We start from the raw sequence: 25707 nt of genomic DNA, 5'->3' as shown, positions 1-25707 counted from the left end.
TCCATGGTGGCGGGGTTTTTGTTAGAGATCACCGGCTCGCGCAAGTCAATTGCATCGAAATAAGGGAACTTGACATGTGGAGCTACGCAAGAGCCGAACAGGAAGAGGGGGCAGCCAGCACCCCCGCAAAGACTGTCAGGCTTTGATCAGATGCCCGCCATCGATATCCAGCACAGAACCTGTCAGGAAACCGTTGGTCATTGCCATGATGACAGCTTGAGCGATTTCGCTGGCCCAGCCGACGCGGCCAACAGGGAGCGATCCACCAACCTGTGCGTACATGCCTTCACGGGCCTCTTCTGGCATGCCTGCATAGGCTTCAGTCGCAACCATCCCTGGGCTGACGCAGTTGACGCGGGCCTTACCCGCTAGTTCTTGCGCGAGCCCCATGGTCAACGCCTCAACCGCCGCGTTCACCGCACCCAGACCGGTCGCGCCGGCCGATGGGCGGCGGCTAAGCACACCGGAAAACAGCGTGATTGATGCACCGTCGGCCATATACGGCAGAACCTCGCGAGCGGTCACGTAGGGGCCAATGAATTTAGCCTCAATCATGCCGCGCAGGTCGTCAGTCGGCAGTTCAGCAAACGCGCCGTGCGCAGCGCTGGATGCCGAGATGACGAGATGATCGACCTTGCCAAGGCGGGCAGCCCAGGCTTTGACAGCTGCTTCGTCAGTGGTGTCAACAGAAGCGACCGAAATGTCGCCTTCAATTTCAGACGCAACGGCCGTCAGTTTCTCTTGGTTGCGGCTTGAGATTGTAACCTTGGCGCCCAAACTGGCTGCAAATTCAGTTGTTGCCTTGCCCATACCGCTACCGCCGCCAACGATGACGACATGTTTGCCTTTTAGCGCGGTTTCAAAAACGTTTGTCACAGTTCAACTCCTCTTTCTTTCAGTGGCATTCGCACCGGATCGCCGCTCTGGGTTGGTTTGGCTGGTTGAGGATCACTCTTCCAGGCCCAACTCCGGTGTTAGATACTCCGGCAACCATTGTGCCCCTTGGAGCTTTCGACCCGCCGCAATCTGAGCGTTTGTTGCTTCTGATCGGATATTTAATGCGCAGTATGAAGTTGTTGAAATGGATAAATAGAATGCAATAAATTCACCCTATGAATATCAATTCTCTCGACCTCAACCTCCTCAAAGCCTTCGACGCGATGTACCGAGAACGTCATGTCGGCCGCGCTGGGGCGTCTATAGGTCTTGCTCAGCCCTCCATGAGCAACGCGCTGAACCGGCTTCGCGCCAGGTTCGAAGATCCACTCTTTCAAAGGGGGCCGGGCGGAATGGTGCCAACCAGCCGTGCGGAAGAATTGGCGCCAAAAGTGCAAGGAGCGCTGACAATCGTTTCCGAAATGCTGGAGCAAACCGAGTTTGATCCCAAACACGCCCAAGGCCAAATCACCGTTGCAGCTTCGGATTTAGCAATTCTTCGTTTGGCGCCTGCGATGGTCACTTACTTTGCAGAACACGCACCAAATCTTAGCCTGATCTTCGTACCGATGAACAAAACGGATCTGATTGATCAATTGGATGCCGAAACAGTGACGTTGGCCATTGGTACATTTGGACATCTTCCTGCGCGGTTTCATCGACGGACGATTATGCCGGATAGTTTTGTATGTATCGCCCGTCGCGATCACCCTTTGACCCGAGATGGTTTGACACTTGAATCGTTCCTAGAGGCTCGTCATGCATTGATGACACTGAACAATGACAAAATCGGCTTTGTAGATAAGGCACTAAAGAAGCTTGGAAAAGCTCGGCAAATGGTTTTGACCTGTGCTCAATTTGCTCTGCTACCCGATATCGTCGCTCAATCCGACTTGATTGCAACGGTGCCAACGTCGTTGACACCGGTTGCGCGGCGCGCTGGGTGTGACGTCTTTCCAACGCCATTGGATTTGCCGAAATGGGAAAGCGAAATGGTTTGGACCCAGAAAACAGCTCATGAACCCTTGGGGCGCTTCGTAGTAGACTCATTCACTGAAATGAGCCGTTCGACGGGAATCGATCTGGGAAACACTTTTCCTGGGGTCAGGATTCATAACCAATAGATGACTGTAGTCTGCCGCGCTAGCGCTGGAGAAAAAGAGGGGCGCTACGCCATCTGCTTGTCGCTCAGTCAGAAAAACCGCTAATGCCACCTCTCCGAATTCCAAGCCGTGAATCCTGCAGCGCAACGAAAATTAATGCATCCTGACCTTACGGGTCGGACAGAACCTAGCATCATCCAAAGCTTTAAAGCTATCTTGGTCCGGTCAGCCCTTTCAGAACGAAATTCGCGGTGCTTGGGCTGCTTGCGAAGGGTAAGTCATAAACGATCGCTAGACGGCTCAGGGCTTTGACATCCACGTCATGCGGCATCGGCGACATTGGGTCGATAAAAAAGAACAGACCGTCCAGCCGGCCTTCGCAGATCATTGCCCCAAGTTGCTGGTCCCCGCCTAGTGGCCCGCTATGCAGAGCGGTGACGTTAAGCTCAGGCAAGGCGGCCCTGAGGCGGCCACCGGTGGTTCCGGTGGCGAACAACTCCGCCTGACTTAGAACATCAGCATGGGACTGGGCCCATTCGACCATGAGGTCTTTCTTGGCGTCATGGGCAACCAGGGCCAATTTCAGCGGTCTACCTGATGAATTGCTCGACATAGTCCGCTCCTAAACCAACTTCCTCATAGTGCTTACGGCACATGTCGATTTTAGTGAAGACGTCCTCGTAACCCATGGTTTTGCCCCATGGGTCTACATAAAGCATCACGCCGTTGACCTGGAAATAGGTGATCATTTCGTCGACATCATCGGGTACAATCAGAGTGTGGGTTTCGCCCGGCGGTTCGAACACATAGCCGCCTTCCTCCGCGACCCAGTCATGTTCCAGATAATGCCAGCGGCCTTTCAGAACAAAACCATGAACGGGCTGCGGATGCCGATGCCTCGACAGAACCCCGGATTTCCGCACCCGTAGCAGGTTCATCCAGTACCCCTGAGACCGGTTCAAGCAGAGCGGTCGGAACGAGACGTTTTCGGTTTGCGGCACCCAGATCCTCTCGTCTTTGGCGACGGCTTCAGGGATGACGATCTCCTCCTGAGCATCCTTGGGGAAGGGCAGCTGATAAGGCATCCTGGGATCGTCGTCGTTTCCTTGTACTGGCATCAATTGCCCTCCTTACATTGCAGAATAGCCGCCATCCACAGGGTAGACGGCACCGGTCACAAAAGCAGCCTCATCCGACAGCAACCACGTGGCCAGTGCGCCAACCTCGGATGGTTTGCCCCAACGGTCCAGCGGCGTCCGACCCAGAATAGGTTGGTTACGGGCCGGATCGGCGCGCAGAGCCTCGGTCATTTCGGTTTCGATCCATCCGGGTGCAACTGCATTGACGCGCACGCCATCTTCAGCCCATTTCCCGGCCAAGGCCTTGGTCAACTGAGCCACCCCGCCCTTGCTTGCAGAATAAGCAGGAACAAGCGGCCCACCAAAGTAACTGAGCATCGACGCGGTGTTCACGATGGCCCCGCTAGACGCAGCCAACGAGGGTTGCGCAGCCAGACAGCAGCGCATGGTACCGGTCAGGTTGATATCGATCACTGTCTCAAAAACGTCGATCTCATACTCCGCGCCGCGCGCCAGAATACCTGCGCAATTGACCAGCCCGTCGAGTTTTTCAATTCCACCGAAGAACGCGGTTACGGCCTGATTGTCCCGCACATCCAACTGCGCACAGACATCGTCAGGGTGCTGCGCAGCATATTCCGAAACCTCTTCAGCTCCGACACCGGTCGCGGTGATGCTCCATCCCTTACGGCGAAGTTCCCCTGCGATACCGGCGCCTATGCCGCGGGTGCCGCCAATTACAACGGCGTGTTTCATGAATCAGTCTCCTTCCGCAAGAAACGCCTCGACCGCGTCGCTGCGAGGCATCGGGGCAACCGCACCGTACCCTTGGGTCGAAAGCGCAGCAGCGGCGTTGGCATAGCGTGCGGCCTGAAATGGGTCGTCGCCCGCAACAATACGAGACAGGAAGGCACCGTCAAATGTGTCGCCTGCGGCCGTAGCATCCACCGCTTCGACCCGACGCCCTTTGACACGCTCGCGCTTGTCTAGTGTCGCAACCAAAGTCCCTTCGGCACCAAGCGTCAGGGCGACAATTCTTGCGCCGAGGTTCAGGTAAAAATCTGCGATGGCATCCGGGTCGGACAAGCCCGTCAGTTGCTCGGCATCATCCAGACCAGGAAGGGCAATATCGCATTGTGACATTGCAGCGTGCGTCACAGCGCGGGCGCGTTCGATCGGCCATAGCTTCAGACGCAGATTGGTGTCGTAGGACACGAGGCCTCCGCCGTCCTTTACAATCTGAATGGCCCGAAACACGGTATCGGCGGCAACATCCGAAATCGCCTGACTGATCCCCGAAACGTGCAATATCTTCGCCGATTTCAACGCCGCCATTGGCAGATCATCTGGCTCCATCCGGCTACTGGCCGAGCCTGCGCGGAAATAGCTGAACTCGTGCCCGTTCGCGCCATGCGTCACAAAGTAGACCCCGGTATGAGCATCCGCGACCTGACGTACGGTCGAGGTGTCGATCCCCTCGGCCTTCCACAGGTCCATGAAGGAATTGCCGAACGTATCAGCGCCGACATGCGTCACGTAGCCAACGAACGCACCCTGCCGCGCGGCGGCAATTGCGCAGTTTGAGGTGTCACCGCCATGTCCTGGCAGGTAGTTCCCGTCAGGCTGCTGGTTGAACTCCAGCATCGGTTCGCCAAGGCACAAAATATCGGGGGTCATGGTCATCTCATCTTTGCCAAAAAGGGTCAGCCCCGGTGGGCTGACCAAGGAGTTTGGGAGGGTTATTCGGCCGTATAGCTTTGGCCGACACCCGGAATCTTCCAGATACGGAAGTTCGGGATTTCGGGGTCTTCAAAGTTCATGTCACCATCGACCCAGATATGCAGGTGGTTCGAGACCACATACATCTCGCCGTCCGGACCCCAGGCCAGCGTATCCGGCCAGTTCATTTCCGGGTGGTGGACAAAACGGCTGACCTGACGGGTGGATTCATCGAACTTCATGATCCCGTCCAGCGACAGCGCGGTCATGTAGATGTTGCCCGCATTGTCGGCCGTCATACCGTCGGTGTTGGAAGGCAGCACTGCTGCGACGTCAACCGCGTTTTCAATCACCGTCTCGTTGGTCTCGAAGTCCCGCAGGATTTCGGTCGGCAGGCTATACAGGTGATTGCCCGTCAGGTTGGTCCAGTAGAGCGTCTTCTTGTCGCCTGACAACGCGATACCATCGGCACCAGTGCGCATGCCGCCATTCTTCAGTACAGGACGGTCGTCGATGTTGAAGAAGAAATTCGGCTCATCATTGGTGAACCGGTGCTGGTCCAGAATGCGGCGCACCGAGTTGGTGTTGCTGTCATAGACAATCAAACCGCCATGCAGCGGGTCACAGAAGATGCCGCTGTCGGCGATATAGGCAAAGCCGGTGTCGTTATCGACGGCCAGATCGTTCAGGAAAGAACACTCACGGTCCGCTTCTTCCGCCGTGAAGACATAGCGCTGAATTTCCCTGTTCTCTTTCAGATCCCAAAGCACCAGCTTGGCGTCGCCGTCTTCGAACGGAGGGCCTGCAACATGGCCCTGATCGAGAATCCACATCACGTCATTGCGGTCGATTTCAAAACCCAGCACGGCTTTCAGGCCATCGGGGTTCGACATGCTGTTCATGTCTTCAGACGGAAACGCCTCGAGTTCCCAAGTGTCGCCGTTCTTGACCAGCTTGGAGACGGTTGAGGGGATCTCTGCCCCACCCCAACGCGCGGTGGACACATAGATGTTGCCCTGGCTGTCGACCTTGGCGCCTTGAACCAACGCTTTGCCGTAAATCTCGCTCCCTTCCCAAGCGGATTTTGTCGCCGCGTCCTTGACGGCATAGGGCAGAGTGTTCCATTCCGCGACCACCTCGGGCCCGTTCGCGAGCGCCGGGGTAGCCAGGACGGCGGTAAGGGCCACCGTGTTGAGCATTCGTTTCAGCATGTATTCCTCCCTTGTTGTGTTCTGGTGTCCCGCAGGTTGTTGCGAGCAACCTGCGGGACGGTTTGTTGTTTTAGATACGGCCGTATTTCGCCAGACCTTCGCGCAGCGAGCCGCTTTCAATGATCAGACGCGCCTGTTCGGCTTCGCGCTCATCAATTTCGCGTGCCATGTCCAAGATCGCTTCGGCGTGTTCACGGGGGACCACAACCGCACCGTCGATATCTGCAACGATGATGTCGCCGGGGTGTACAATCACACCGCCCATGTCGACTTCTACATTCGAAGCCAGCGTACGAACGCGGCCCAGAGTGGTGCCCGGGTTAACGCAGCGGGAATAGACCGGGAAGTCATAGTCGCGCTTGATCTCGACCAGATCCCTCACGCCACCGTCCAGAACGGCACCTTCGTGTTTGTTGGCAACGGCTCCGGCGGTCATCAGACCACCCCACAGCGCCACATCGGTGGTGCCATTGGTCGAGATCACGATGACCGAACCGGCCTCGGATTCGTCGATTGCGTCAAGCGCGTGCTGCGGAGGCAGGAATTCATCGGTAGGGCCTTCCAGAATTGTTACGGCCGGGCCAACGATCTTCTTTTCATTGATGCGCGGCTTGATCGAGGCCGGCAGAAATCCGGTCTTGCCGGACACCTTGTCCACGGCATCCGCGACGGATGCGGTGGCCACGTCGCGAAACCCGGCAACGATTTCTTGGGTGTTCATGAGAGTATCCTCTTACGTTGGGAAGATTGAAAAGATGCGGCCGTTAGGGCCGCGTTGACTTGTGCGCGAGCCAAGTCGATGTGACCGGCCTCGAGCGCCTGGGCGGGCAGCAGATTTCCACCCATGCCGACGCAAAGCGCACCGGCGTTCAGATAGGTTTGCGCAGTGTCAGGAGACACGCCGCCAGTCGGCATTAGGGCGAGATTGGGAAACACGGATTTGACGGCCTTCAGGAAGCCGGGCCCTCCGGCAGCATCGGCCGGAAAAACCTTGATCACCGCAGCACCGTTTTCCGCATGATGGTGAACCTCGCCCGGGGTCATTGCACCGGGCAGATAGGGCACTTTCGCATCGCCGGCTTCGCCCGCGGCAGCATCGCTCCAGCACGGAGAGAAAACAAAATCGGCACAAGCTGCCAGCACCTTTTCAGCCTGATCCGCGCTAAGAAACGTTCCGGCGCCAGTGCAAATATCAGGATAGAGTTGGCGCAGCTCAGCGATCAGAGCAACGGCATCCGGAACCGTTGTAGTGATCTCCAATGCGCGGATTCCGGCCTCAGCCAGCAGGTCACAGGCCTTCAATGCGATTTCGGGGTCGCTGTGGCGGATCACCGGGACAATTTGCGCAGATCTCAAAGTGCTGACGAAATCTACCATTTGTTCACCCAGTGATCGGGTTGCTCGTCCTCAAGAACTCTCGCGACTTCACGCGCAGCACGTCGCTGCAGCACAGCAACCGAGCGTTCAGAGTACCAGGCAGCATGATCCGACACGATCGTGTTGGGGCTGTGCAAAAGGGGGTTGGCTGGCTCGACCGGTTCCTGTTCGAACACGTCGATACCTGCGCCGAAAACACGACCTTGGTGCAGAGCCTGAGCCAATGCGGCTTCGTCCACCAAACCGCCGCGCGATACGTTGATAACGATTGAGGTTGGCTTCATCTGCGCGATACGCTCGGCGTTCAGAATGTGCCGCGTTTCGGGCGTGAGAGGAGCATGCAGACTGACAACGTCGGACGCTTTGCAGAGGTCAATCAAATCCACCTTTTGCACGTCCGCCGCTTGGGCTGCGTCGTCGCTCAGATAGGGATCGAACACCAGAACCGAAGAGAACCCTAGGGCCCGGAATTTCCGTGCCGCTTGCAAGCCAATCTTACCGCAGCCAATCAGGCCAAGGGTGGCGTTTTCGCGGCTGGGGATCAAGGCCGCCTGCCCTACCCCCCATTGACCTTGCCGCACTTCCGCATCTCGGGACGGAATACGCCGCTGCACGGCAAGATACAGTGCCAGCGCATGTTCGCTGACTTCGGTTTCCGCACCATAGTCTGGTACATTCGCAACATAGATGCCTTGCGATTGCGCGTAGTCCAAGTCGATGTTGTCGACGCCCACCCCATAGCGGACGACGACTTTCAGGTTCGGGCAGGCATCGATCACAGCCGCATCCACAATGCGTTCCCGCACAAGGATGGCAACCGGATCCAGTGCCTGCAGGGCCGGGACCGCCTCGGTTTCCGGCGCAACCGGCGCGATCTGAACATCCTGCTCGGCCAACACCGAAGCCTCGGTGTCATAGGCGGCATAACCGGGTTCAAGAATAGCGATGGTTTGGCGGTTCATGTGGCGGTCTCTCGGCATGAGTTATTGGGCCTTGTAGGCTTCGACAGCGGCGTCGAGGCGATCGGGCCACTCCTCGCCGATCTCACCGACGATGTACTCGCGCACGGCAGGCTGCGCGGCTTCGCGGAACAGGGCCTTCTGCTCGGGACTGACGGGGACCACTTCCATGCCTTTCTCCGACAGGATCGCGGTCGCATTCGCGTCCTGCGCGGCGGTCATGCCACGGTGGATCGTTTTCGAGATCTCGACGCATTGTTCGACGGCTTTCTTCTCGTCATCCGTCAGGCTTTCGAAGAACATGTCCGACATCAGATAGGCGTGCCAGCTGAACACATGGCCATCCAGCGAGACGTATTTCTGGTGCTGGTAGAGCGACGCGTTGACGATATTCGTCACGCCGTTTTCCTGACCGTCCACAACGCCCTGCTGCAGTGCACCGGGAAGTTCCGGCCACGGAACGGGAGTCGCCGATGCGCCGAGGCTTTCGACCAGAGTCACCCAGACCGGCGCGGTCATTACGCGCATTTTCAGGCCTTCCATATCGGCAGGTTCGGCCACGGGCTTCACGTTGTTGGTGAAATTGCGCACCCCGTTGTCGGCTACGCCAAAGTTGCGGATGCCGGTTTTCGCCCGCATGTCTTCGGCCAGCGCGTCACCGAATTCACCGTCCATCACTGCCCAGGCCATCGCCTGATCGTCGAACAGATAGGGCATCGCCAAAACCGAGAAGGGTTTGTAGACAGCCGAGATCGGGCCGTCATGGATCGCCGCCATCTGAACTGTGCCCAGCTGCAGCCCTTCCATGATCTCGGACCCGCCACCCAGCTGCGATGCCGGGAAGATCTGAACGTCTATCGAACCGGAGGTTTTGCCCTCGACGCAGGCTTCAAACGCCAGCGCTGCGGCGTGTTTGGGCGAGCTCAGATCAGCGGCTTGAAAATGTGCGTATTTCAGCTCTTTAGCCGAGGCCGCACTGGCGGCGGTCATTGCAATAACGGCTGTTGCCGTCATCAGTTTCGACATGGTTTTCATGAGGTTCCTCCCTTTCATGTCAGTTCGCAAATCCAAAGAAGTTGGGGATGAAGGTGCTGACGCCTGGCACAAGAATGACCAGAAGAAGCACTACGAGTTCAGCCAGCAGCAGCGGCAGAACCGCTTTTGACAGGCGTTCGATTTTCAATTGTCCGACCGTGGCGATCACGAACAGCACCGGACCAACCGGAGGGGTGATCATCCCGATAGTCAGGTTCAGCACCAACATCATCCCGAATTGCAGCGGGTCGATCCCCGCGGAATAGGCAATGGGACCTAGGATCGGAGTCAGGATGATCAGCGCGGGCAGCGTGTCGATGAAGAAGCCGCAAATCAGGGCAAAGGCCGCCAGAATGAACAGAATTCCCAGACGGTTGTCGGTGATCTGAGTGATCAGCTTGGCCAGTTCCTGCGGGATTTGCAGGTAGGTCAGCAGCCAAGCAAAGATCGACGCCATCGCCACGATCAGGAAGACCGAGGACGTCACCACCGCAGCCCGCACAAAAGCGACGTACAGAGCGCGGACCGTGAAGGCGCGCAGGATGAAACCAAGGAACAGAGCGTAGGCTGAGGCCACCGCGCCTGCCTCGGTCGGAGTGAACACACCGAACAGGATACCGCCCAGAATGATTGCTGGCATGATCAGGGCCGGAATGGCCGCCAGAGTTGCACTGCGCAACTCAACCATGGTGGCGGGATGTTCGCGCCCGCGGTAGCCGTTGCGAGTGGACACGATATGGTTCGCGATGGCCAGCGCAACGCCCAGCATAACCCCAGGCACAATTCCGGCCAGAAACAGTCCCGCGACCGTCACTCCATTGGTTGAGATCGCAAAAATCACGGCCAGAATGGAGGGCGGTATAATCGGGCCGATGGTGGCCGTCGCAGCGGACAGGGCACCAGCATAGTTCTTCTCATACCCGGCCTCACGCATCATCCGCATGACAATGGCAGAAGGTCCTGCAGCATCCGCCAGGGCAGAGCCGCTGATCCCCGCAAACAGCATCGACACAAGGATGTTCACATGCCCCAGACCTCCACGTACATGCCCAACCAGAGCATTCGCAAAGCGCAACAAAGCGTTTGTTAGCCCGCAGGCCGTCATCAGTTCAGACGCGAGAATGAAGAACGGCACTGCCATCAGCGGGAAACTGTCGATCCCGGCAAACATGCGTTGGGTTGCGACCAGTGGGTTCAAAGATCCGTCGATAAAAATCGCGGACAGGCCGGCGATCCCCATCGTGAAGGCTACGGGAACACCCAGAAACAACGTCGCGAAAAACAGGATGATCAGGGTTTTTGCCACGGCTCAGACCTCCGCCTCATCGCCCTTGGCGCTGGGGCCGTGTTCAAACTCTTGGCCTACGAAACGTTTGGCGAAAAAGGTCAACTGGATCAGGAACAAAGCGCACCCGATCGGGATAGCGAGATAGGGAATGCCGCGCGAAATGCCGGTGGACATGGTTTCCTTGTTCCAGCCGAATTCAACGAATTTAACGCCCAGCCACAGCATCGTCGCCATGAAGGCAAACATCACGAAGACGATGCCCCAGCGCAGCAGGCGGGCCAGAGCGTCGGGCAGCAAATCCGGAATTGTGGTAATCGCGACCAAGCGACCTTCGCGCAAGGCAAGACCGGCACCGCAAAAAGCGCCGAGGATCATCAGGTGTCTGGCGACCTCTTCAACCCAGGCCAGGGACGTACCGAACCCGTATCGCCCCACCACATTGGCGAAGACGATTGCAAAGACCGTAGCCAGCGCCAAAGCCACCAGCGCCCGGTTCAACGCAACAATCCATGTTTCCAGAGTTTGCAAAGACGCCCCTCCCAATGCCGTCTCCTCGTGGAAATCAAAACTGGCATACAGTATGCTAATCTGTCAACACTAACACATTGTATGCCAGAAACAGGCCTGCTACTGTTGAACTGAGGAGAGCGACATGAGCCCATTCAACAGACCGAAATCATTGACGGAATTGGTGACCGAAAACCTGCGCGAGCGGATCATCAAAGGCGAGTTCGAACTGGGTGGGCAACTGTCTGAAGCTCGAATCGCCAAGAATCTTGAGGTAAGCCGCACCCCTGTGCGCGAGGCAATCAACCGGCTCGAGATGGAAGGTCTGTTGGTCGTTGAACCGCAAAGAGGCTCATTCGTGTTCAATCTGGAGCCCGAGGAACTGGCAAAACTTTGCGATGCACGTGTCTGCCTTGAAACAACCGCTTTGACCTCGGCCATGCAGACGAACCCAGAGGCGCTTCATGCCGCGCTTGATAAATGCGTTGATCGGATGACAGCGGCCCGTGAGGACGCGGATGATGCAGAATATCTTTATCAAGACACTCTATTTCACCAATGCCTTTTCGACTGTGCGGACAATCGGTTTCTGAACGACGCCTATCAAACGATTGCATTGAAAATGGCCGCTTTGCGCAGCCGGTTGGGGCATCACCCTGATCACATGGCTAAATCCTATCGGGAGCACATTGAGTTGCTTCAGTTCGTTCGGGATGGAAACGTTCCACAAGCCTTGGAAGTGCTGAAACTCCACATAGACAGAAAAGAAGGATCTTATTGGAGCGATGCGACGCAGCCCGACGGAACAGGTTCAGGATAGCGTGCGATGAATCGTCTAACCGGGAATGCCCAACAACGCGAGAACCTCGGCGATTCCGGGCCCATTTGACCAGTTGGTTCTCGTTCTAAAGAACGGCGCATTCTGGCCGGATGAAGAGCGTCAGATATCCTCTAACCTTAGACTCAAACCCGCGTGTTGGCATCATCGAGATCACGCTCCCGCAGAGGGCAGCACCTCTACGGCCAAAGCTTGATTCAGCAAGCCGAACAGGCGGTGGTAGTAGAAAGGGCATTAATAGTCCGAAACGGGTTTTATCTGGCGTGGCCCAAATCCCAAGTCATAGCACCGGATGCTGAGTATGTCTGCGATTGGATTCCAACCACTAGACCTATTGGTTGAAACCGCTATCCGGCGTCCATAAGATTTTCGTCTAAAAATGGCTGCGCAACCGCAGGCCAGAACGGCAGTTTTCGTTTGGTGAGCGCGAGGTCGTGGAACGCAGGCTGTGTTCCTCCGGGGCTGGCAACCTGCAGGATGTGGTTCGAAATTTGGCTGAACGGGCCGTAGAAATGGAACAGGGATTTCACCGCCACCACCAATTTCTCAGCCAGCCGGATGCCGATCTGCTCGAACGCTTCAGGATGGTACACCTGAACACGCAGATCGTTGACCAGCAAGTCGATCTCGCCACCCAAGCGGAGCCAGACCACGGTGCCCATTGGTTCAAGACCAGTGCCGAGATGCTGACCCAGGCCTGTCTCTATGTTCATAACCCTTGCAATCAGGTCGATCGGATCCCCTGAAACTACACCGGTTTTTCCACCAAGCCGAAGCTTCAATCTGCTTCCAATGCCCGCATCCTGACAAATCCGCACTACTCCGGGATCCCAGAACAAACCGCTGGCAAAATTTGTCATTCCACGCGCCAGCATGCCTTTCAGCAAATGGGTGGCGTCGCCCGGCGCTCCTCCGCCTGAATTGTCACCCATGTCCGCCAGAACGCATAGACCGGACCGTGTACCAATGTGATCCAGCGCCTCGGAGATCGGTAGATACCGCGTGGTTACTTCGTTTCGCAACTCAAAGAAGCGCCGCCCCAACTCCTCGGCCAGTCGCGCGGCCAGTTGTGCCTGGCCATCTGCTATTACCAACATCCGCGCGCCGACATCTTCGACATCTGCCCAGGGAAAACCGTGACTCAATGAAACCGACAACACACCGGGTCTGGTTTGAGCTGCGGCCATCTCGGCCACAAAATCCTTCATCGCCCCAGCTTTGGTCAGGTATAGGTTCATCATACGGGTATCAAAAAACGCCATCTTTGGCGTGATCTCACCCTCATGTGCCCGCTTTGCCAGATCAAACAGTTCGGCGGCGCAGGCTGTTGCATCGTCATGAGGGTATTCTCTGAAATGCACGATCAGATCGCTGGCGTTCAGCATCTTCTTTGTCAGATGAGAATGCAGGTCCAGCGAAACGCCGATCGTTGCATCCGGGCACTTTTTGCGGACGCGGGTCAGAATATCACCTTCGCAATCCTCTATATGCTCGGCCACCATCGCGCCGTGAAGTTGCAACAGAATGATATCTGCACCGCCGCATTCTGCGAGATCAGACAAAATCGCGCCGCTCAGCACGTCATAACAGCTGCGTGTGGTCAGACCGGCAGGTTCGGCTATGGCGGTCAGGCTTTCGACAACCTGCCAGCCCAGAATTTCGGCCTTTTCGCGCCACAGATGAAGCGCCTCCGTCATAAGGTTTGGAGGCTCCTGGGTCGCCGTACCATGCCGCAGGAAATAGTCCTCGAAACCCGACATCGCAGTCGGCATCGTGCAAAACGTGTTCGTCTCTGTCGACAGTGTCGCAATGAAAAGCTTCATAAATTCCCTGTTCCCAACACGTCAGAGGACGGCTGCAAGAGCCATCCTCTGATCTTTGGCGATGCAATCATATTTAACCAGAGTTATTCGGCTTTCCACCAACGCTCCATAAAGCTGCTTCCATCCAGATCCAGATTCGAGCCGAATTTTTCGGGCGTACCAACGCTTGGGCGCGTGGCAAAAACATATGAAGCAAACATCGGGATCGCGACACCACCCTGATTGGCGACGATATCCTGCATTTCACCATACATCTGGCGACGTTTTTCGGTGTCCAGTTCAGCTCGGGCCTCAACCAGAATCTTGTCGAATTTCTCATTCGACCAGAGAGATTCATTCCAAGCGACACCGGATTGGAACGCCAATGAGAACATAAGATCCTCGACCGGTCGTCCGGCCCAATAGCTGGCGCACCAGGGTTTTTTCGTCCATACCTCGGACCAATAGCCATCGTTAGGCTCTCGTTTGACAGAAACGTTGATCCCGCATTTCGCCGCCGAGTTCGAAATCAGCGTCGCCGCGTCCACCGCGCCAGGGAAAGCAGCGTCAGAGGACGAGAGTTCGACATTCAGCGACTCCAGACCAGCCTGTTTCAGATAGTATTTTGCTTTGTCCGGATCGAAAGTCTTTTGTTCAAGCTCAGCATTGAAATACTTCTGACCGGACCCGATTGGATGATCATTGCCGACCTCGCCGTAACCCAGCAGAATCTTGTCCACCAGCTCTTGCCGATCGATGCCCCATTTGATCGCCTGACGCACGTTGTTGTCGTCAAACGGCGCGGCATTGGTCAGCATCGGGAAGGAGTAGTGCTGCGTACCGGCAACTGAATGCAGCGTAACATTTGGATCACGCGAGACAAACTTGGCCGTCTTTGGATCAACCTTATCGGCAATGTCGACCGACCCCGCCGACAGCGCCGCCATCCGTGCGGTCGTATCCAGCAGCACCAGAAGCTTCCATTCGTCCACATGCGCGACATCGGGGTTCCAGTGGTTCCCGTGACGGGCCAGATCCGCCGAAATCCCTGGCTGGAAATCCTTCAACTGATAGGCTCCGCAACCGATACCGGATTGCCAGTCAATGCTGTCACCCTCTGCCGGCAGAATGGCAAAGCGGTAGTCGCTGAGGATAGCCGGGAAATCTGCGTTACCGCCCTCAAGCTCGAAAACGACGGTGTTTGGCCCGTCCGCACGCAGTTCCTTCACACCGGCCAACAGCGGCGCCCCAGTCGAGGTTGACCCTTCTCCGCGGTGAAAATTGATCGAGGCAATCACGTCCTCAACTGTCACTGTACGACCATTGTGGAACTCGACCCCGTCGCGCATCTCGAAGGTCCAAACCGACGCGTCCGGCGAGGCCTCCCATGATTTTGCAAGTGACGGCTGCACGTTGCTGTCCGCGTCGATCGCAGTCAGGAAACCGTTCATGCCCAGGCTCAACGGAATCAGGAAACCCGCTGATATCTGCCCCGGATTGAGTTGCTCGGTCGTCCCGCCATGACCAATCCCGGCAATCATGCTGCCGCCCTTTTTGGGCGTAGCCGCAAAAGCGCGATCCGCCAAAAGCGTTGCGGCACCGACGGTCATGCCGGTTGCCAAAACACCGCGCATGAACTGGCGACGATCCACCTGACGCAATTGCAGACGCTGTTCCATCTGCCGCACGTATTGAAATTTATCCATTGCTTGACTTTCCCTGAGCATTCTTCTGTTGCCCGCAAGATCACGCACCAATTTGAGCTTAACAATGATGCCACATTATGCTTTCTTTAGCGAGTTTATGCTAGCCAAGGCCCAACCACCGATGCACCAGAATTTAGCTGCAAACCTGCGTCACCTTTGTGCGGATTACCCGTCAGTGGCAGCTATTTGCAGAGAGATCGGCATCAACCATCAGCAATTCGCCAAGTACCTCAACGGCCGCAGCATGCCTTCGCCAAACAACTTGCGCCGCATTGGCCGGTTCTTCGACGTGGGCGAGCATATCTTGCTGGGAGATCATGCAGAACTGCGGCGCCACACCACCCAACTCGCCAAAACCGAGGCGGATCGGCGACGAGACCCTCTGATCGATGTGTTCCCAGGTGATCTTCAACGGCTGCGGCCATTTCTCGGATCTTATCAAGTGTTCTTTCGCGCACCGAACGATCCAACCAAAGCCATTGTCAACGTTGCCTTTTTGGATGAGCGGAACGGGACGGTTTACAGCCGTGTCGTCGAAGCCTTAACCGAAGGAAAGTCATCGACGCGCCGCTGGACAAGATGTGATGGCAAAGCCGCCTTCCGCGCTGGGCAAGTCTTTGTCGTCGATTCCGAACGCGGTCCAGACGCACCTGTCAGCCTGTACATTCTGAACAAACCCCATCGCGACAAGTCAAAGCTATTGTTCGGCACGATGTCTTATCTCGCTTCGTTGTCCGGCCGAACGCCGACCTCTTCTCCTGTCGTCTGGAAGAGAGCTGAAAACTACCGCTCAGTGCGAGAGCTGTTTTCGAAAAGCGGTATCGTCGATTTGAAGAGCACCAAACTGGATATGAAGGTTCGTCAACACCTTCTTGGTGCGTCCACAGACTCTGGTGCGAATATTATTACTGAGTAGCAGAACCGCAGGATACCTGCGTATGGGGGTCCGTGCCCATTTGTTTCTGCTGGTGGGGGTGGATCACGTCTCAATAGCGAGATCGGTAAGCATGTCTGATCTTACCTTTTTTGCACGCCGTATAATTCTATCTGCGGTATAAAATATCTTATCGTGACCTCGAAGAGATCATGGCTGAACGCGGCGTGAGGGTGAACCACGCCACTTTCAACGGGTGAATTGTCAAGTAGTCGCCTATGATCGCGAGGCGCGCGCAATTGAAGAAGCGACCAACGCTGAGTTCCCGGCGCAGGGATGAGATATTTGCTCGTGTTCGCGGCAAATGGATGTACCTCTATCGGGCCGCCAACACTGCTGGAAGCGGCAATTCTCTAGCTCCACGCCGGCTGGTTTTCGGTAATTTGCTGAGATCGATGGATGGGTGCGTCCAGTAAGTCGCTGGTTCTGGCCGTCGCATAGGTTTGCGACACATCCTTAACCATCTCGAGAGTGTCACACCCGTTCATCTGGGCTGATCGTCTGCCCTGCCGCGTCGAAAAATTGCAGTTTCTCGGGTGCAAAATACAAGCCGATTTGCGCTCCGGCTTTGATCTGCGTGTCTCCGCCAAGGCGAACCGTCACCTTCTCTTCAAACCCGCAATCAACGATGATGAACATATCTGCGCCAAGATACTCGACCACCTCGACCTTGCCGTCGCTGTGACCCGAGCCGGGTTCGACCACACTAATATGTTCCGGACGGATACCCAGCATCGTGGCGGTGCCAGTCCGATCAAACGGACCGCCTCCACCGTTATCCAGCTGAAACTGATCGCCGGACACGGTGCAGGGAATGACGTTCATTTTCGGACTGCCGATGAACTGCGCCACGAACAGGTTGGCGGGGCGTTCGTATAGTTCGCGTGGAGTGCCGACCTGCGCGATCTTGCCGAATTCCAGCACCACGATACGATCAGCCAGTGTCATCGCCTCGACCTGATCATGAGTCACATAGATCATGGTGCGGTTGAGGCTCTGGTGAAGCTTGGCAATCTCATACCGCATCTCGACCCTAAGAGCGGCGTCTAGGTTGGATAGCGGCTCATCGAACAGGAATGCGGTGGGATCACGCACAATAGACCGACCGATTGCAACGCGCTGACGCTGGCCACCGGACAGGTCTTTAGGTTTGCGCTCCAAATAGGGTTCCAGCTTGAGCACCTCGGCGGCTTTGCCCACGCGTTCGGCAATCTCGCCCTTGGATACGCCCGCCACTTTCAGCGAAAACCCCATATTTTCGGCCACGGTCAGGTGAGGATAAAGCGCATAGGACTGGAACACCATGGTCAGCCCGCGCTTCGAAGGTGGATTGTCGGTGACGTCATCCCCATTGATCAAAAGAGACCCGCGCGAGATGTCCTCGAGCCCACCGATCATCCGCAACAGGGTTGATTTACCACAGCCCGACGGGCCGACGAAGACGACGAACTCACCTTCTTCGATCTTTAGGTCGATGCCTTTGATCACCTGCACTTCGCCGAACCATTTTTCGACGGAATTGAGCTCTATGCTGCCCATCAGTTCCTCCCTGCCCAATGCAGCCAGACGGCAGCGGTCCATGTGAAAGAGTTGCCCCCAGCGGGACTGCCGGTAATCGGGTCGTAATATTCGGCAAATCCGTGGCCTGCGATCAGACGACCGGTTTTCAGGCGCAGTGCTTCGGCCTCAACCCCGTGGCCCATATCCTTCAGACCGAACCCCGTCAGCATGTTCATAAATGCCCATGTTGGCCCTCGCCAATATCGGCGCTCGTCAAACTTGGGCGAATTGTGATCATAGCTAGGGATCGGGTGGGGGACCGTGGTCAAAACAGTTTTCAATCGGTCCAACATTTGCTGGGATTCAATGCTTGCATACCAACACAGATAGCTTGCATTTGAAACGCTTTCAGCCCATTTGCCCGTATGCGCATTTCGGGAATCAAAGGTGCCCAAAGCCTCGTTCCACAGTGACTTTGCGCCGACCTCGAGCCGGTCTACGTCTTCACCGAGGCCTTCGGCCCTGATCCCCAATTCCTCGCTGATCGCCAGCAGATCGCGGGCGGCGCGTAGAGTTGTGAAACTCATCGTCGGATCGGCGACGCGGAATGGGTTCTTCTCTAGCAATTGCTGCTGATCCCAGCCCGCTTCACGCCCAATCTGAACCAGTTTGATGTAGCGGTCATAGTCGTATTTGGTGGGCCGGTCGGCGCTGTTCACGTGGCTCGTGTCGCGCCGCTGGTATTCCCCCACGTCTGAGGCATCAATGCTCGCCATTGCGTCGTCCCAGTCCGGTGCATTGTCACGCCCTGCCTCCCATGGGTGGGTGGTGCATACCGCGCCGTGGTCATCCAGACGCCATGTCATGAACCACCGATGCCAGGCAAACATGGCCGGGAACAGCGCGCGGAGGCGGGCTTCACCAGCCGCGCGGTCTTTCTCCCATACCCGCCGGGCCATGGTAGCCGCCAACGGTGGCTGGGTTACGCCAGAGGAGGCAATCGGCCCGATGCCGCCCCAGACATCCGGCCCGGGGAAATAGCCCGGATCCGTTTTGTGGAACAGGATGTGGGGAACCATTCCGTCCTCCCACTGGCCCGAGAACAGCGTCTCAAGCTCAGTCCAGGCGCGGTCGATATCGAACTCGGCAAAGCCCAGCGCGGCGATCGCGCTGTCCCAGTTCCATTGGTAGGGATAAAGCCCGCTGGTCGGGATCGTATAGCCACCCCGATCATTGGCGATCAGGATATTGCGTGCTGACTCTGTCGGCGAAGTAAAGTGGTTCATTTCTGTCATCCTTTGACCGAGCCAGCCGTCAGGCCTTTGGTCATGAAACGTTCAAGCCCCAGGAACAGGGCCATGATTGGAACAGTGGCAATCACCGCGCCAGCCATGAGGTGTTGGCGAGGGATTTCCGAAGAGTTCAGCATTGTGACGCCTCGGGTTAGAGTGAATTTCGAGGGATCATCCAGCAGCATGAAAGCTAGAAGGAATTCGTTCCAGGCGATCATGAAGACATAGAGCGACACCGAAGCCAGAGCCGGCAGGCTGAGCGGTAGGGTGATCTTCCAGATCACCGCCAAGCGCGAGAGACCATCCATCAGGCCGGCCTCTTCGACCTCGGTCGGGAGACCACGGAAATACCCCTGCAGCATGTACAGCGCGACTGGGATCGTGGTGACCGGGTAGATCATGACGATGCCGAGGATCGAGTTGCGCAGGCCAGTCAGCGAAAAGGCGATATAGATCGGCAGCGCCAGAACGATCATCGGCACCATGTAGATCAGCAGGATCGAGCGCGAGAACGCCTTTTGCCCTTTGAACCGGAACCGAGCGACGGCATAGGCCCCCGGAATGCTGAAGGCCAGTGTGATGAAGACCGTCAGCACCGAGACGTAGAAGGACGTCCACAGGTACGAGCCGAAATTGAAATCGCGGAACAGTTCCGTATAGCTGCGGAACAGCGCCCAACCCTGATCCAGATCCAGCGAGAAATCCAGCGGGTTCTGCAACAGCGCCTGCTGTGACTTCAGGCTGGTCATCACCATCACGTAGAAGGGAATGACCACTATCGCCGTGAAGAAGATATAACCGAAACCAGTGCAGAACCTGATCACGGCGTCTTCGAACTCATGACGGGTCAGTTCGCCAAAGGGCAGCTCTTTCAGGATTTCAGCGATCGACAGATGCATGACCACGGCAGTCGAAACCACGGTGACCGATAGCGCGAGCAGCGTTGTGTCCGAGCCGATCAGAACCGGGCCAAAGCCTGTCAGGCAAGTCAGACCCAAAAGGGCCGACACTCCCAGACGCGCCGAGGCATGACGAGCGGGAAAGCGGACATATGCCAGACCAGCCAACGCGCCCCAGATCAGGCTCAGCAGAACTTGGGGACGGAAGGCCGCGCCCGTGGCGAAGGACATGGTGACCGCGATGGTGGTAGCAATCACCACCAGCCACAGCGCACCCAGGATCGGGCCAGTGATATACCCTTGGCGCATCACAGACCCTCCTCACGGCTTATGAATTTGAAGAAGACAAAGCTGAAGGCGATCAGACATAGCAGGATCACCACGGCCACTGCCGCGCCCGCCCCGATGTTCGAGACCGCAAAGGCCTGTTCATACACGTTCACCGTCAGCGTGCGGGTGCCCGCGTTACCACCGGTCAGCAGGAAGATGTCGTCGAACTTGTTGAACGTCCAAATGAAGCGCAGCAGGAACAAGACCGACAGGATACCCAGCAATTGCGGGATACTCAGCAGCCAGAACTTCTGGAACGGTGAAGCCCCATCCATATCCGCCGCTTCATACATGCTGGAGTCGATGGACTGCATCCGCGCCAGAATGAACAGGAAGGACAGCGGGAAATAGCGCCAGATTTCAAAGACGGTGACCATGATCAGCGCCAGTGGGCGTTCCCCAAAGAAGTTGATCGGCTCGCTGCTCAGCCCCATCTGCACCAGCAAAGCATTGGCCGAACCCGAGAACGGATCAAACAAAGTGACCCAGGTAAAGGCCACGGCGATGACGGGGGCCACGTAGGGGAACAGGTAGAGACCCCGGATGAAGCCCTGCCCCTGGAAGCTTTTGTTCAGCAGCAAGGCAGCGAACAGGCCCATGACCAACGCACCGATGGTGCCGAAGACGGTGTAGAACAGGGTAACCCAAAGCACGCCCCAGAACTCGTCGCCGTCGAACACACGGGCGAAGTTCTCTAGGCTGAACTCGAAGTTTGTCAGCACGCTGGGGCCGCTGCCGGTGACCGTTGGTTCAGACCCTTCAACCAGATCTTCGAAGGAGTCCGGGTCGCCATCGACCGCAACGGGAACGCGAATACGCTCGCGCTCGCCGCCTTCCAGCGTACCAAAGTCGCAGAACAGCTCTTGCCCGTTCAATACACAGGGGGTTGCAATATCGCCAAGTGGCGTCACGCCATCGGGCAGGACATCCCGGACTGTCACGCCGTCGATCGCAATATCCTGACTAGAGTTGCGCAGGCGGTATTCGATCCGCAGATCATCACCCGATCCGCGCAGGCTTTCACGCACGACCGGAGCAGGCGGGCGCAGGTCAGACAGGGTGAAGGGCTTGAAGCTGATCCAGAAGATCGCCAGCAAAGGCAGGATCACAACCAGCGACACACTGATGATGGTCGGAGCCAGCAGCGTCCAGGCCAGACGCGCCTCGCGTTTGGCTAACGCCCCGGTTCCTGTCGGTGGGGAGGCCGAAGTCATGGGTTACCTCGAAGGGTTTAGGGGCAGCGGCGCGCACGCCGCTGCAGGTGCCGGGTGGTTACTGAACCTTGGCCAACTCTTCGTTCATCGCCGCAATGGCTGTGGCCGCGTCGATCTCGTCGTCAATATACTGGCGAACGACGCGGTTTATGGCCTGGCTGTTGATCATCTTCGATGCCAGCGCCAGTTGGCCTTCGGCCACGCCCCAGCGCTGCGCCACATCCAGACCGCCAACGATCTCGTCGATCATGGATTGTTCGTACAGCTCGCCCAGGGGCGCTTTGCGGTCGACACCAACAGGCAGCTCTGCCCAGGCTTCCGAGAACGCGGTCGGGTTGTCGGCATTGCCACGACGGACCGGGAACTTGCCTTCTGGCGCGATTGCCAGCGTCTGGGTGTAGCCGTCGTCCATGGCGAATTTCACGAACTCCATCGCCGCATCGGTATCGGCGTCGTTGGTGATACCGAAGTACCGCACATCTCCCCATGCCGCGCCATCGGGGTTTGATGGGCCGGACAGCTTGGTCACGATGCCGGTCTTGCTCGCCAGATCGCGCGAGGTCGGATCATCGTTGATGGTTGGCGGGGCACTGTCACGCAGACCCGCGAGTTCGTCCAGAATAAAGGGCGACCAGATGATCATTGCGGCTTTGCCGTCAAAATACAGCTCGCGCGATTGCTTCCAGAAAAGCTCACCCGGAGGCGACGCCTTGGAGATTGCTTTATAGAAATCCAGAACCTCGGTGGTTTTGGCTTCGTCAAGCGGCTGGAACCCATCGGGACCCACAGGCGACACTCCATTGGCGAGGAAGACATGTTCCAGCACCTGGCTCATGAAGTTTTCGTCCACTTTGGTCGCCGAGACAAAACCGTACATTTCCGGCGGGTTGTGCAGAGCCTCAAGCGCGGCCTGAATATCGGCAAAGCTGTCGGGGGCCTCCAAACCAGCCTCTTCGAACAGGTCCTTGCGGTAGACCACCATCTGGGTCCAGCCATCGACTGGCACCGAGGCGGTTTCGTCGTTGAACGCAGCCATCGCCAAAGCACCGGGGGCGAAAGTGTCAGCGCCTAGTTCTTCGATCACTTCAGTCGCGGCTTCGGTGTCCAGAATACCAGCCTCGGCCCAAGGCAGGGCATATTGCAGCGTGTGATAGACAACGTCCGGCAGGTCGCCAGCCGCAAAAGCGGCCGTCGCGCGCGTGCCCAGATCGCTTTCAGTGACCGGGATCACCTCAACCGTGGTACCGGTTTCGGCTTTGAACTGGTCTGCCATCTCTTGCTGTTTTGCCAGACGTTCAGGTTGCTCCTCAGTGGTCCAAAAACGGATCGTGTCGGCCTGCACGGATAGCGCTGTCAGCGCCAGCGCTAGCGACGAGCCAAGCATCAGCTTCGCAGCTTTGGGTGTTAGTTTCATCGGTGTCCTCCCCGGTTATGTTCACGTCAGATGGTTCAGTTTACGCGCCAATTCGTGTGACGTCAGATTTGGTGGCCCGTCAGAGTCACCTTCGATCAGGTTTGCTTCGGCCAGCTCTCGCAAGTCTGCAGCCGCTTCGCCACGGATTTGCCGGATCAGTAGGGTCGCCAGCCGTTCACCGGCCGCGCGAGAATCGACGGAAAATGTGGTCAGTGCGGGGCGCGCGTACCGGCACTCCGGAATACCGTCGTAGCCAATCACTGAGATGTCGCGCCCGATCTCGAACCCCTGATCCTGCGCATCTGCGCAGAAACCCAACGCGGCCAGATCAGTCGCAAAGACAATCGCCGTTGGAGGTTGATCCAAGGCCATCAGCACCCGTCCCTGAGCCGCGCCATCTTCACGCGTGCGCGCCCCTTCCTGGATCAGATCCGGATCCAAGGGCAGACCAGCAGCGTGCAAACCTTCGGCATAACCGTCACGGCGTAGATGCGCGTAGTTGAATTTGGGATCGCTGCCGACAAAGCCTATGCGTGTATGCCCCAAATCGCTCAGTCGCAAAACGGCGTTACGCATTGCGCTTTCCCCAGCTATGTCAAACCAGGAAGTCTCGCCCCAGTTATTTGGTTGTCCATACCCGGTGCGCCCATACAAAATATGAGGTACTCCAAGACTGCGCAGCAGGCCAATACGCGCATCCTTCACCGCTGTCCGCGGTAGAATGAATCCATCGGCCTTCCGTTCCTCATAAAGGCGGCTCAGCACCTTCAATGTGTCTTTTTCGGAGGTGGCCGTGGAAATGGTCATGGTCCAGTCGAGGCTACTTGCCGCTGCGCAAGCTCCGGCCAGAAAATCCTGCAAGAAGGGATTATGCTGATCCGGCTCCTCGCTGTTGATGACCATAGCTATCGCACGAACTTGCCCGGTCCGGATCGCCTGCGCGTGGCTGAGCGGCCGATATCCCAACACCCGAGCCGCTTTTTCCACCCGTGCGCGCGTCGCCGAAGAGATATCGGGATACCCGTTAAGCGCGCGCGAGACCGTGCTTTTGGACAAGCCCAGATGCGCAGCCAATTCGTCCAGTTTCACCCGGCCCGTGACGGTTGCGTTCCCTGACTGGTCACGCGGTGGATATGAAAGATTCGCGGTCATTTAAGCTATTTGTTCGCTCCGAAACCGGTTTCGGCAACAAGAAAGTTAAAAAAAGTGCAACTTGGCTATTTTTTGGACGTTATTTGAATTGCATCGGAACACTTAAAGAACACACGGAAGGGCTTTGTCGTAGCGTTGGGACCAGTCGCGTTGGTGCGGCTAGGAGGTGCCTGTTCGAGGATGGCTACATCCCAGAAAGCCCAGCATTGGTGTTCAATAGAAACTGGCGGAAAATTGGGCTACTTGCCGCTCCAATACCGCGGGCGTTTTCTCCAACAGCTGCTGCTTCAACAACCGGAGGAATCAAACCGCGTTTGTCTTGATTGGCTAGGTAACGACGAACCCGTGAAACAAGCTCGTCCCGTATTTCAGGTGGGAATGCACCATCAATGAAAATCGCCTCAAAGTCTATGACCGCGCAAATAGACAGCGCAGCCTTGGCGAGTTCCTGTGCCGTGGTGCCAATCCAGGGTTCGACATAGCGAGAAATGCTGCTCCAATCCTGCGGCTTTTTCCACAAAATGACCGGATCAATACCCGCTTCGATCAGCCTGTCCTCGAGCAGAAACAGCGATGCTGTGTCGATCAGTTGCTGGCTCTCACCCAAAGGACCCGTTGTCCGCATGGCGCCCAAGGCACCGGCATTGCCTTGGTTGCCCTCAAATACGGTGCCATTCAGGGCAACGCCTCCGCCAATCATTGAGCCGATGAAGAAATAAAAATAGTCTCGATACTCGGCCCCGCGGCCATAGAGGTGTTCGGCGTGACACGCGGCCGTCGCGTCATTGACCACAAAAACCGGCAGGTCGCTGAACTTGGCCACTTCGGAAAAAAAGTTCACGTTTCTCCAGGATTTGAATTTCTGAGCCGCAAGCCCAGACAGGTCGTGCCACTTCCACAGCTCGAACGGTGTACCGATCCCGATCCCGCATACCCGGTCGCGGAGCTTCTGGGGTTCATTGGCCAGAAGGTCTTGCAGTCCTTCCTCCAAAAACCCGAACACAGCTTCGGGAAGCGGGTAGTCATAAGTCGTCGAGAGCTGTTGGCGTGGCTTACCGGTGAAGTCGATCAAAAGAAGATCGGCGCTGCGGCGACCGATCTTCATTCCCACCGATAGAATGCCTTCGGGATTGAGCTCCATGGGGATCGAAGGTTTCCCTACTTTGCCCTTTAACGGCGTCCCACGTTTGAGAATCTCGTCCTTTGCGAGCTTACGCAGAATGATCGACACGGTCTGTGGGGACAAGCCCGTCAGCCGCGCGACATCGGCCCCGGCAGCAGGTCCATGCCGTTGTAAAACCGTCAGAATTAGGCGTTCGTTGTGATCACGAACACCGCTTTGGCTTACCCCGCCGGTTAGTATTTTCAGCGCCTCTCTTTCCATTACCCTAAACATAAACACCTTGTTTTCT

The 25707-nt window shown here is 57.0% G+C and carries 24 protein-coding genes and 1 pseudogene; 4 read left to right on the top strand and 21 right to left on the bottom strand.

The window, feature by feature from the left end; all coding sequences use genetic code 11:
• Positions 1 to 135: 135 nt before the first annotated feature.
• Complete coding sequence (locus ACR0IP_RS14895; protein ID WP_480526427.1) at positions 136 to 876, bottom strand: SDR family oxidoreductase; 741 nt, start codon at positions 874 to 876, stop codon at positions 136 to 138.
• A 236-nt stretch (positions 877 to 1112) separates the two neighbouring features.
• On the opposite strand from ACR0IP_RS14895, the gene ACR0IP_RS14890 reads away from it, so the two are divergent.
• Positions 1113 to 2060 carry a LysR family transcriptional regulator gene (locus ACR0IP_RS14890; protein WP_480526425.1) on the top strand — a complete coding sequence of 316 codons (948 nt, stop codon included), beginning with the start codon at positions 1113 to 1115 and terminating at the stop codon, positions 2058 to 2060.
• Between the two features lie 190 nt (positions 2061 to 2250).
• On the opposite strand, the gene ACR0IP_RS14885 is transcribed toward ACR0IP_RS14890, so the two are convergent.
• The 11 genes from ACR0IP_RS14885 to ACR0IP_RS14835 all read right to left on the bottom strand — a co-directional run bounded on the left by ACR0IP_RS14885 (position 2251) and on the right by ACR0IP_RS14835 (position 11235).
• The gene (locus ACR0IP_RS14885) at positions 2251 to 2652 is read right to left on the bottom strand and encodes a methylglyoxal synthase (RefSeq protein WP_480526423.1); all 402 of its coding nucleotides are present in this window, start codon (positions 2650 to 2652) and stop codon (positions 2251 to 2253) included.
• A complete protein-coding gene (locus ACR0IP_RS14880; protein ID WP_170722850.1) occupies positions 2630 to 3157 on the bottom strand; it encodes a 2,4'-dihydroxyacetophenone dioxygenase family protein in 528 nt (175 codons plus the stop codon). Before ACR0IP_RS14880 ends, ACR0IP_RS14885 begins: the two co-directional genes overlap by 23 nt.
• 12 nt (positions 3158 to 3169) lie before the next feature.
• Entirely contained in the window at positions 3170 to 3874 is a 705-nt protein-coding gene (locus ACR0IP_RS14875) for an SDR family NAD(P)-dependent oxidoreductase (protein WP_480526421.1), read from the bottom strand.
• 3 nt (positions 3875 to 3877) lie between these two features.
• The gene (locus ACR0IP_RS14870) at positions 3878 to 4795 is read right to left on the bottom strand and encodes a sugar kinase (protein WP_480526419.1); all 918 of its coding nucleotides are present in this window, start codon (positions 4793 to 4795) and stop codon (positions 3878 to 3880) included.
• Between the two features lie 62 nt (positions 4796 to 4857).
• Positions 4858 to 6048, bottom strand: a complete 1191-nt coding sequence (locus ACR0IP_RS14865) for an L-dopachrome tautomerase-related protein (RefSeq protein ID WP_425085521.1) — start codon at positions 6046 to 6048, stop codon at positions 4858 to 4860.
• Between the two features lie 70 nt (positions 6049 to 6118).
• On the bottom strand, positions 6119 to 6769 hold the full coding sequence (locus ACR0IP_RS14860) for an RraA family protein (protein ID WP_480526416.1): 651 nt from the start codon (positions 6767 to 6769) through the stop codon (positions 6119 to 6121).
• Positions 6766 to 7425 (bottom strand): bifunctional 4-hydroxy-2-oxoglutarate aldolase/2-dehydro-3-deoxy-phosphogluconate aldolase, encoded by a 660-nt coding sequence (locus tag ACR0IP_RS14855; RefSeq protein ID WP_480526414.1) that lies wholly within the window; start codon positions 7423 to 7425, stop codon positions 6766 to 6768. Before ACR0IP_RS14855 ends, ACR0IP_RS14860 begins: the two co-directional genes overlap by 4 nt.
• The gene (locus ACR0IP_RS14850) at positions 7419 to 8387 is read right to left on the bottom strand and encodes a C-terminal binding protein (protein WP_480526412.1); all 969 of its coding nucleotides are present in this window, start codon (positions 8385 to 8387) and stop codon (positions 7419 to 7421) included. The genes ACR0IP_RS14855 and ACR0IP_RS14850 overlap by 7 nt, the downstream gene beginning before the upstream one ends.
• A gap of 21 nt (positions 8388 to 8408) precedes the next feature.
• Positions 8409 to 9419 carry a DctP family TRAP transporter solute-binding subunit gene (locus tag ACR0IP_RS14845; RefSeq protein ID WP_480526410.1) on the bottom strand — a complete coding sequence of 337 codons (1011 nt, stop codon included), beginning with the start codon at positions 9417 to 9419 and terminating at the stop codon, positions 8409 to 8411.
• Between the two features lie 19 nt (positions 9420 to 9438).
• The gene (locus tag ACR0IP_RS14840) at positions 9439 to 10725 is read right to left on the bottom strand and encodes a TRAP transporter large permease (RefSeq protein WP_480526408.1); all 1287 of its coding nucleotides are present in this window, start codon (positions 10723 to 10725) and stop codon (positions 9439 to 9441) included.
• A 3-nt stretch (positions 10726 to 10728) separates the two neighbouring features.
• Positions 10729 to 11235: a TRAP transporter small permease gene (locus tag ACR0IP_RS14835; RefSeq protein ID WP_480526406.1), complete on the bottom strand. Its 507-nt coding sequence runs from the start codon at positions 11233 to 11235 to the stop codon at positions 10729 to 10731.
• Positions 11236 to 11359: 124 nt separating this feature from the next.
• Here ACR0IP_RS14835 and ACR0IP_RS14830 point away from each other — a divergent pair, with 124 nt between their 5' ends.
• Positions 11360 to 12034 carry a GntR family transcriptional regulator gene (locus tag ACR0IP_RS14830; protein WP_480526404.1) on the top strand — a complete coding sequence of 225 codons (675 nt, stop codon included), beginning with the start codon at positions 11360 to 11362 and terminating at the stop codon, positions 12032 to 12034.
• A 365-nt stretch (positions 12035 to 12399) separates the two neighbouring features.
• Here ACR0IP_RS14830 and ACR0IP_RS14825 read toward each other — a convergent pair whose 3' ends face one another.
• Complete coding sequence (locus ACR0IP_RS14825; protein WP_480526402.1) at positions 12400 to 13875, bottom strand: M81 family metallopeptidase; 1476 nt, start codon at positions 13873 to 13875, stop codon at positions 12400 to 12402.
• Between the two features lie 83 nt (positions 13876 to 13958).
• Positions 13959 to 15560, bottom strand: coding sequence for an ABC transporter substrate-binding protein (locus tag ACR0IP_RS14820; RefSeq protein ID WP_480526400.1), 1602 nt, complete (start codon positions 15558 to 15560; stop codon positions 13959 to 13961).
• A gap of 64 nt (positions 15561 to 15624) precedes the next feature.
• On the opposite strand from ACR0IP_RS14820, the gene ACR0IP_RS14815 reads away from it, so the two are divergent.
• Together ACR0IP_RS14815 and ACR0IP_RS14810 are read left to right on the top strand one after the other, a co-directional pair.
• Positions 15625 to 16476 carry a helix-turn-helix domain-containing protein gene (locus ACR0IP_RS14815; protein ID WP_480526398.1) on the top strand — a complete coding sequence of 284 codons (852 nt, stop codon included), beginning with the start codon at positions 15625 to 15627 and terminating at the stop codon, positions 16474 to 16476.
• 125 nt (positions 16477 to 16601) lie between these two features.
• Positions 16602 to 16835 (top strand): annotated as a pseudogene (locus ACR0IP_RS14810) (IS6 family transposase); the annotation flags it as partial.
• Positions 16836 to 16968: 133 nt separating this feature from the next.
• Here the strand turns inward: ACR0IP_RS14810 and ACR0IP_RS14805 are convergent.
• The 7 genes from ACR0IP_RS14805 to ACR0IP_RS14775 all read right to left on the bottom strand — a co-directional run bounded on the left by ACR0IP_RS14805 (position 16969) and on the right by ACR0IP_RS14775 (position 25679).
• On the bottom strand, positions 16969 to 18033 hold the full coding sequence (locus ACR0IP_RS14805) for an ABC transporter ATP-binding protein (protein ID WP_480526396.1): 1065 nt from the start codon (positions 18031 to 18033) through the stop codon (positions 16969 to 16971).
• A complete protein-coding gene (locus ACR0IP_RS14800; protein ID WP_480526394.1) occupies positions 18033 to 19280 on the bottom strand; it encodes an MGH1-like glycoside hydrolase domain-containing protein in 1248 nt (415 codons plus the stop codon). Before ACR0IP_RS14800 ends, ACR0IP_RS14805 begins: the two co-directional genes overlap by 1 nt.
• Positions 19281 to 19285: 5 nt before the next feature.
• Entirely contained in the window at positions 19286 to 20494 is a 1209-nt protein-coding gene (locus tag ACR0IP_RS14795; protein ID WP_480526393.1) for a carbohydrate ABC transporter permease, read from the bottom strand.
• A complete protein-coding gene (locus ACR0IP_RS14790) occupies positions 20494 to 21729 on the bottom strand; it encodes a carbohydrate ABC transporter permease (RefSeq protein WP_170693199.1) in 1236 nt (411 codons plus the stop codon). The genes ACR0IP_RS14795 and ACR0IP_RS14790 overlap by 1 nt, the downstream gene beginning before the upstream one ends.
• 58 nt (positions 21730 to 21787) lie before the next feature.
• A complete protein-coding gene (locus ACR0IP_RS14785) occupies positions 21788 to 23143 on the bottom strand; it encodes an ABC transporter substrate-binding protein (protein WP_170693201.1) in 1356 nt (451 codons plus the stop codon).
• 21 nt (positions 23144 to 23164) lie between these two features.
• Positions 23165 to 24295, bottom strand: a complete 1131-nt coding sequence (locus ACR0IP_RS14780; protein ID WP_480526390.1) for a LacI family DNA-binding transcriptional regulator — start codon at positions 24293 to 24295, stop codon at positions 23165 to 23167.
• A gap of 184 nt (positions 24296 to 24479) precedes the next feature.
• Positions 24480 to 25679 (bottom strand): ROK family transcriptional regulator, encoded by a 1200-nt coding sequence (locus ACR0IP_RS14775; RefSeq protein ID WP_480526388.1) that lies wholly within the window; start codon positions 25677 to 25679, stop codon positions 24480 to 24482.
• Between the last annotated feature and the right edge of the window lie 28 nt (positions 25680 to 25707).

The organism is Ruegeria sp. AL11 (assembly GCF_056540865.1).
This window is presented reverse-complemented; position numbering and strand designations above follow the sequence as displayed.